This is a genomic window from Bartonella sp. CL70QHWL, from assembly GCF_042194855.1.
GTDB lineage: Bacteria > Pseudomonadota > Alphaproteobacteria > Rhizobiales > Rhizobiaceae > Bartonella.
Genome location: NZ_JBHINJ010000015.1, coordinates 5,533 through 13,971, shown reverse-complemented (window position 1 = coordinate 13,971; position 8,439 = coordinate 5,533). Strand labels below are relative to the sequence as shown.

Here is an 8,439-nt window from a genome sequence, read left to right as displayed (position 1 = left end):
AAGGCAGTATCCAATCCATAAGAGGATGCACTCTAGCCCTCAAAAAGAGTGCATCCTTCCCCTCAACGGAAACTGCCAAACCCTCATAAGGCAGTATCCAATCCATAAGAGGATGCACTCTAGCCCTCAAAAAGAGTGCATCCTTCCCCTCAACGGAAACTGCCAAACCCTCATAAGGCAGTATCCAATCCATAAGAGGATGCACTCTAGCCCTCAAAAAGAGTGCATCCTTCCCCTCAACGGAAACTGCCAAACCCTCATAAGGCAGTATCCAATCCATAAGAGGATGCACTCTAGCCCTCAAAAAGAGTGCATCCTTCCCCTCAACGGAAACTGCCGAACCCTCATAAGGCAGTATCCAATCCATAAGAGGATGCACTCTAGCCCTCAAAAGAGTGCATCCTTCCCTTCAAGGGTTTTACTCAATTTTCATCGCATCTCATTTTTATGAACCCTCATTTTTATGAATCCTTGGTCAAAGGCACAAAAGGAAGTTTTCTAGCGACTACCGTATCACCCATCTTATGGGATTCCACTTGCCTACAGAGCTTTCAAACCTTTTTACGCCTTCATAAAATCGAATCTAAAAGAATTCATTAAGGCAATTAAGGGTAAATTTTGTCAAAATATAGACAAAGTTTATTCTTTTTTGTGATTGTTGTATTTTTACTATAGTTATTTAAATCGAATTTATATATGATACGTATCGATATTTATTTATCGAAATAAATATAGGAGAAAAACTATGAATATCAGATATTTTTTCATAGCGGGGGCTATCACAAGTGGTTTAGCTCTCGCGATTCAAAAATCTGATCGTATAGTCAATAAACAGCCCTCTCCTATTGTTGCACCTTATACTATTGAGAAAACAAATTTACAGTTTGTTAAACAAGTAAGGGACACATCGGATACATTGAATATACTGAGAGTCAGTAATAGAAGCGCATCAGAACAAGCATCAATAAACGATATATACGAGAAAGGAAAAAGTTTATTGAATGCAATAGCTAGTTTTTTAGGATCAATTATTATATATTTCATACAACTTGTTTCTACTAGAGTATAAGCTACAAAAAGTTCTTAAAGTAAAGTTATATACATTTTGTATATATTGTAAAACTTAAATAAAAAGGCCCTTTTTAAATGGGGCCTTTTTTAGTTTAATTTTTCCTTTGTTTTAGTTTAATTTTTATTGTGTTTTTATTTTTATTGGCCAAATATCACAGCCTTCAAAAATGCCATTTTTTGCCTTCCTCTCCCCTCAAATGACAAAGGCTCTAACCCTTAAAGGCTCTAACCCTTAAAGCTCCCCCATAGCGCTTTAATCAATGAGAATCCGCAATCCTTTTATTCTTCTTGTTCTTCCCAAAAATTCCTCTGTTTCAAGAAAATGACCATGCATCCCCTACATCATCGGATTGGCTTACAGATCTCCATGAAGCAGACTGAAAAACACAAAAATACCATATAAATTTTTGTATCAAGATCACCATACTGAAACGCTGTTGCAGCTTAACAAGCGCTGCTTCATTGGCAAGAACTTCTTAAAGACAAAAAACACCTCAAAGGAAAAAGACCCTAACACTGCTCAAAAATGCCATTTTTTGCCTTCCTCTCCCCTCAAATGACAAAGGCTCTAACCCTTAAAGCTCCCCCCATAGCGCTTTAGTCAATGGACCTTTCCCTCATACCGCTTGAATAAGGCACTTGAATAAGCGATAATTTATGAGCATTTTCTAACAAAACAACAGAACAGTCTTAAAGAAGAGAGTAGAATTTATAATTGATTTTTCCCCCTATTCTTGAGGATCAAGCTATTTCCAGTCTATTTTTTAAAATCTTGGCTATTATTCTTGATTTTTCGAGCCCTTTATTTGGCTCTGGTAAGAAAGGTGTGAAAGCGTCTCAATCATGGCGCTTTCACATCTTTTAAATAAGAGTGCTTTTCTTCAACAGGAGAGTACAACACTAATCAATTTTTATATCCATAAATGCAGGTTCACCATCTTTAATATAAGTAATATCAGGAGCATGTTTTACCCCCTCTGCTTCAAACACGAACTGTTCATCACTCACATCAAATCCTTGTTCCCTTAATTCTTGTTTTTTCTCCTCGACTAATTTTTTATGAAAAGCACGTTTTTGATTACACGTATTAGGGGATCTCACTCTGAAAAGCTGATAGTCCATGGCTATAGACCACTTCTCAGCAACCCGTTCCAGTAGATCGTAACTGAACTTTCCTTCCCTTTTCACTTCTTGAGCGATCACCATCGCGCGTTCCAAATGGACTTTTTCAATGGTTTCATCAAAGCCAAGCTTCTCCCCTGCCGTAAAACTTTCGTCATAAGAAGCTAAAGTCTCAACATCGCCAAGTAAGGCAAGAGCAGCAAGATGCAGCAAAGCATAAGGTGCGAGCTCTATGTCATCATCCGTTGCCCAAGATAAAGAGTCTTTTTCCCAAGGGGGAATACCATATTGAGAGCGAAACATTTCATGCAAAGAATCATCTTCCATTGTCCATTTTAAAGTTTTATCGAGTGCTTTCTTTAAAAGCTGGACGCTCACTTTTTCTTCAAAAATTTCCAATCCATTGGGTACAAAATTCATAAATACCGTTGGCACAACCCCAGAATTATGAGGATTAATCGTCTGACAAGCCGCCGCAAAAATACCGCTCATAATTAAAAGTCCGCGATCAAAAGGCGAAAACTCTTCCACTCGTTTCTCGTTATAAAGAAACTGCACTTCGCGATCTGGTAAAAAGAGGGTTGCCAAATAATCTCCCTTTCCCTCGATTTCCACCGACCATCCCAAGCTTTTTAAAAGCCCTGTTGCACTTTCTATCGTGAGAATTTCATCATCATCATCATAATCGGCAGAGAACTCTTTTTCCTTTAGTTGCAAACGCCTCTCCTGCACCACAGCTTCATCTTTCCAAAACTGCTGCGTTGCAAGATCATTTTCTTTAAGCACTCTTTCCAGCTCGCCTTTCACTTGGAAATTCATTTTCATCCGTTTAAAGACAGAGATATAAAGAGCTAAAATAAGCATGATAATGATCATGCAAATAACAATCATCACCCAGAATCCGGGATCTAATAGAAATACGGCTATAGGATCACTGTTCATTTTTCCCCTCTCAGTCTTTACAAAGCCCGTGCGACAGAGAGCTTATGTGCTCTCCTACAGAGATTGCTTCTTCTAGTTTCTGAATATTTTTTCGCAACTCACCCGTCACTTTGGTGCGAAGCCGTAACATAACCGGAATAAAAATAATAACACAAACCGTTATGATGTCCGTTGTTTTAAAGAGAACGGCATGCACAACATATTGCCACCCTGTCAGCTGCCAATTCAATACACCTGGTATTTCTAGCACCATTTTCCACATGATAATGAGAACAGCAATAGCAAAGATAATTTTATAATCCTTTGCTGAGAGCAACACGTGCTGGAGCGAAAAAGAATGCACTCCTTTATGCGTTTCTTGCTCTGATGCCCAATTTTGCTCCTTCATGTATTCCCCTCTCTCTTTGAAAAGACCCGTGCGACAGAGAGCTTATTTGCTATCACACAGAGATTGCCTCTTCTCGTTTCTGGATTTTTTTCCAATTTACGCATTATGATGATGCAAAACCCAAATACCACCGGAATAAAGAAAAGTACACAGACCATTATGGTTTGCGTCATAATAAAAATTATAATATTCCTGCTACCTTGCCACCCTCTTACCTTCCTCACATTGCAAACAATAAAGATTTTCAAACCACGCCAATCTGTAAACAATAGTCACAATTCAGCTTTTTCTTCCCAAAAATTCTCCTATTTTCAAGAAAATGACCCTGCAACCCCACTTCAATAGGATTCATTTCAAAGCTTGAATGAACAAGGCTCCTAAAAATACGAAAACAACCCATATACCGCGCGCCCCTACAAGCAAAACCGTTCCTTCCTCACGCCTCAAACGATAAAGTAAGTCCCAAGCACTCACTCTAGGCTCTAAACCCCAAGGGCTCTTATTCCCTTAAATCAATACTAATCCATAATCGGCTTTTCTTTCACTCAATGCCACCCTCAACACTGCTCCTTAGAGCAATGTTTACGGACACCTCATGAAAGAGCACCAAAAAATATCAGAGGCAAAATGGTATAGAGAGCAATCCCTATAAAGGCTGAATCTCTCATAATTTCTTCATTATTTTTCCCTCTCATGATTTCTCAAACGCTGTATCCTGTTCTTGCAAGACGTTTTTCAGTTCTTTTCTTAAACAGCGATACGTTCTCACCTGCTTAAAGACACCATAATAAAGTTGTAAAATCATCATAGGAATACAAGCAACCCACAGTGTCACGCACATAAGCACGAAAACAAATATCATGACAAGAATATCGTCCATTTTCCAGTTCACACTTTCTTTATATCGATCCTTTTGATCGGTTATTTTACCCCGTTGCTGGTTTATTCCTTTCAATTTCCGAATATTTTTTACCAACAAAAACCACAATATGATGCCGAGTATCAACATAACTGGGAACAAGACCAAAACACACACTATAATAACTTTCCAAAACGCATACAGAGAGAGAAAAAGAGGTGTATCCCACCACCCTGTCCGTTCTCCATTGCTACCCAAGGATAGGAGAAAGAAAATCCTGTTCCATAACTCAAGAGAGAAAATGTTGTACTCTTTGCTATCCAAGGATGAGAGAGAGAGAATCCTGTTCCACAGCTCAAGAAAGAAAATCCTGTTCCATAGCTCAATAATGAGCGAGAGGAAACAAATGACAACATGCTCTCGCACAGAAAAATAATCTTTCTCGAAAAAATGGCGCAGTCCATTATAAAATGCTGACTTTTTCCCCTTAATTGCTCTTCCTTTTTTTATGAAAAACGCATTTTTTTATCTCATGCCCGCTCTTTTAAGAACCACGAAAAGTGCGATGCATGGCGCTTTCCTTATTTTTAATACCCCCCCCCCAACTTTCTAAAAGCGCGGTTGCTCTTCCCAATGATTAAGAGCATCCTCCTCATTACAAACGAAAATAGGCTCTCTTCTTTGTCTGATGATTTTCCAACCATTCATCCTCCCCTCTTCTTGTGTCACGAGAGCTTCTAAACATTGCCTCTTACCCCTCACGATAGCTACAAAAGCGCCTTGTCACTCTCTTTATCTTACGCGTTTTAATGCCCGTCTCACTTTACGATACGTTCTCACCTGCTTGAAAACAAAATAGTAAAATTCTAAAATGAGCATGACAACACCCGCAGGAAAAAAGACGTTTAGCAGAAATATCAACCAAAAGTATACGATAAAAAAACAGCTTATTTTTTCTCTATTGTTTTTTACCGGATTATTTTGTTGATCGATTGTGTGACCCCGTTGCTGGATAGCCTCTTCTAACTGCTGAATCTTTTTTTTCAACAAATACGTTAAGATGAGATAAAGCACCAATAAAACAGGCATCAAGGCAACAACGACCACCATGATGACTTCACGCAGCACAAAGAGCGCCAAAAGAGTGCTATCCTGCGATACACTCAACGGCCACTTGGCTTCTAATGGGATCAAAAGAGCTTTATAACCTATCCCAATAAGGATAGAAATAAGACAAATAATCATATGATCTTTATAAGAACGAAATGATTTTCCCAAAAAAAGAGAGCACCGTTTGTTATAAAATGTGGAATTTTCCCCCTTCATTTGCTCTTCCCTTTTATGCAACTGTTTGTCCCTAACTTTATAACGACACGCATAATCTCTCAAAGCACAATTGCATCCATTATCGTCAAACAGAACACCCCAGAAAATACTCGTATTGCATATTCATGTTGCCAATAGTTTTGCCAATTCACGTGCTTGTTTTAAAGAAATCTCTCAACACTTCCAAACCAACGCGCATCACCCCCATTTCATGAACAGCCCCCATGAAGGGGATAACAATAGCGCCCCCATGAATATATCCCCCTTACTATAAACTCTATCACCCCTATTGTTTCAATAAAAAATGTAATCCGGCACCATTCATATACGCCCCCTGCGGCCTCTACAATAGCCTTACCCTCCCTTGCAACAAGCTACGCCATAACTCGTTCCTCAACACGGACAACCCCATTAGCCTAAGGCTCCTACGACAACCCCACCCCCTGCCCCAAAAACAGGCATATCTAGCCTCTACGATAGCCCTTATCCCTTGAAAAGACAGAAGCATTTTTATTCTTTTCTCAATTGTTTTCGGACCCCCCACTTAAGACATGAAAAAAGGAACTTCCATTGATTTGCAAATGATCGCGCAATAAGAGCATTTGAAATGAGAAAATCTTACAACTTTCTTATTCCAATTAAAAAGGATCAATGATCATTCAAAATATGACGATATATTCCATTCTTCATTGGGGATCTTGCAAGCCAATAGCTTAGAATATATTCATAAAAGCGCTTCTAAGACAGAGAGACAGCCGCAATTCTTGAGATCAAGCATTTTAATATTAATGAAAGCACTAACATTCCCTTGCAAATTTGAGGTGTTGTTTTGTCAACAATCTTGTTAGCATGGATTGATTCTATAACTATGCGATATCATCACAATTGCTCTTTATAAACAGCATTGATACGCGCCATTTTACTCACACTTCTTTATAAGCCTTGCGTTATAGGCTTGTGGGGAAAAGATAAAGGAGAATCCTGTTGAATATAGCAATTATTTTGGGGTCTGTGCGTCAACCTTCCTTAACAAGAACTTTAGCCAATTATTTAGCGGATTGCCTCATAAAGCGGGGTGCATCACTTCATTGGGTTGATTTGCGTGAACAGCCCTTGCCGATGACAGATCCAGATTATCATCAGCAGGTAGAGGCTAATCCAAGTGCTGCGGTCCGTGAGTTTGTAAAAACCATTGCAGCGGCTGATGGCGTTATTCTAGCAAGCCCCGTTTATCAAGGGTCTTATTCGGGTGTTTTAAAAAATGCTCTTGATAATTTGAGCTATAATGCCTTTTTAAATAAACCTGTTGGGCTTATCTCTCATGGGAGTACGGCCAAAAAATGCGCACAACCGTGTGAGCATTTAGTGCCGGTGGTGCACACGCTTTATGGTTATACACTCCAATGTCAAATCGCCTCTTCCAACGAAGATTTTTCCTCAGATGATGAAGGTCGTACTTGGAAAGTTACAAGTGAAGAGGTACAAACACGTTGTGAAAGACTTGCTGATGAAATGTACACATTTTTAAAGCAAAGAGGTGGGATTTAAAGTAATAAGGGAGGGGGCATGAAAAAAAAGGATGTGCACTATCGTTATTTAGTGGTAGGGGGTACAGGGATGCTAGCCCCTTTGTATCAATCACTAAAGCCGCAAGAAGTGATTATTGCTGCACGCTTTCTTTCCCATAAAGTCCAGCTTGAGGCATTGCACAACAAACAGTTGTGCGTGTCGTTGGATTATGATTGTGCGGCATCAAAGGCGCAATTTTTAGAAGCTGTGAAGCAATGGCATGATCTAAAATATTGCATATTATGGATTCATTCGCCCGCCTATGCATTTTCTTGCGCATTAATTGAGCAGTTGGCTCTTTTGCCTAAACCGCCATGTATTCTTCATATTTTTGGTTCCAACATGCATGATCAAATGATCCTCGAGTGCGCGCGCAAAAACAAGGTTGATTTTATCCCCATTCAATTAGGACAAAAAACAACGCCCAAAGGTTTACGATGGCTGACCCATAAGGAGATAAGCCAACAGGTACTGGATGCCATAAAAAACCATATGAATAAACAAAACTTATGAGCAACACCTATGGCTTTGCAAAGAAGCAGTGTCCCTTCAATCTCTATCCATACCCGAACACCCTCTTGAATAGCCCATACTCTCTTACATCATAGGCTTTGAGAACGAACAATCCCCCTCCCTTACGCCTCTAAACAGCATGCCTATATCAACAGCTCCAAAACCAAACGTTTTTCTATCCCTTCTCACACGGGCTTATCCCCTCTCACAACCATCACGGCTCTTGAGCAACCACACACCCTATTACAGTTTCACGTTTTTACGATTTTGCAAATTCACAGAAAACAACAAAACTGCCGATAAACCGCCCCATTAAAGCCTATACAAGCCTATTACAAACCTATCATCAGCCTATTCATTGCCAACAGCCCTTTTCCCCCAACGCCCTCCATTCCCCCATTCCCCCATTCCAATTTTGACGCATTTCACAATCCAACCATCCTCCATTGGCACCTTTTCTCCCCAACCGCCCCACAACCGTCACGGCTCTTGAGCAACCACACGCCCTATTACAGTTTCACGTTTTTACGATTTTGCAAATTCACAGAAAACTAGCAAACTGCCGATAAACAGCCCCATTAAAGCCTATACAAGCCTATTACAAACCTATCATCAGCCTATTCATTGCCAACAGCCCTTTTCCCCCAAC

At 39.7% G+C, this 8,439-nt stretch carries 8 protein-coding genes; 3 read left to right on the top strand and 5 right to left on the bottom strand.

What is annotated here, in order from left to right; all coding sequences use genetic code 11:
* Positions 1–391: hypothetical protein (locus tag ACFIJZ_RS07305; protein ID WP_375631444.1), on the bottom strand; the 391-nt coding region annotated here is incomplete at its 3' end.
* A 354-nt stretch (positions 392–745) separates the two neighbouring features.
* Between ACFIJZ_RS07305 and ACFIJZ_RS07300 the strand changes: the two genes are divergently transcribed.
* Positions 746–1,069, top strand: a complete 324-nt coding sequence (locus tag ACFIJZ_RS07300) for a hypothetical protein (RefSeq protein ID WP_273790865.1) — start codon at positions 746–748, stop codon at positions 1,067–1,069.
* 902 nt (positions 1,070–1,971) lie between these two features.
* Here ACFIJZ_RS07300 and ACFIJZ_RS07295 read toward each other — a convergent pair.
* From ACFIJZ_RS07295 to ACFIJZ_RS07280, 4 genes are all read right to left on the bottom strand, one after another.
* A complete protein-coding gene (locus ACFIJZ_RS07295; protein ID WP_375631443.1) occupies positions 1,972–3,135 on the bottom strand; it encodes a DUF6990 domain-containing protein in 1,164 nt (387 codons plus the stop codon).
* 10 nt (positions 3,136–3,145) lie between these two features.
* A complete protein-coding gene (locus ACFIJZ_RS07290; protein ID WP_375631442.1) occupies positions 3,146–3,523 on the bottom strand; it encodes a hypothetical protein in 378 nt (125 codons plus the stop codon).
* A 348-nt stretch (positions 3,524–3,871) separates the two neighbouring features.
* Complete coding sequence (locus ACFIJZ_RS07285; RefSeq protein WP_375631441.1) at positions 3,872–3,997, bottom strand: hypothetical protein; 126 nt, start codon at positions 3,995–3,997, stop codon at positions 3,872–3,874.
* Between the two features lie 1,177 nt (positions 3,998–5,174).
* A complete protein-coding gene (locus ACFIJZ_RS07280) occupies positions 5,175–5,660 on the bottom strand; it encodes a hypothetical protein (protein WP_375631440.1) in 486 nt (161 codons plus the stop codon).
* A 1,032-nt stretch (positions 5,661–6,692) separates the two neighbouring features.
* Between ACFIJZ_RS07280 and ACFIJZ_RS07275 the strand changes: the two genes are divergently transcribed.
* Both ACFIJZ_RS07275 and ACFIJZ_RS07270 read left to right on the top strand, forming a co-directional pair.
* Positions 6,693–7,256, top strand: coding sequence for an NADPH-dependent FMN reductase (locus ACFIJZ_RS07275; protein WP_375631439.1), 564 nt, complete (start codon positions 6,693–6,695; stop codon positions 7,254–7,256).
* 18 nt (positions 7,257–7,274) lie between these two features.
* Positions 7,275–7,790 carry a short-chain dehydrogenase gene (locus ACFIJZ_RS07270; protein WP_375631438.1) on the top strand — a complete coding sequence of 172 codons (516 nt, stop codon included), beginning with the start codon at positions 7,275–7,277 and terminating at the stop codon, positions 7,788–7,790.
* The last annotated feature ends 649 nt before the right edge of the window (positions 7,791–8,439 follow it).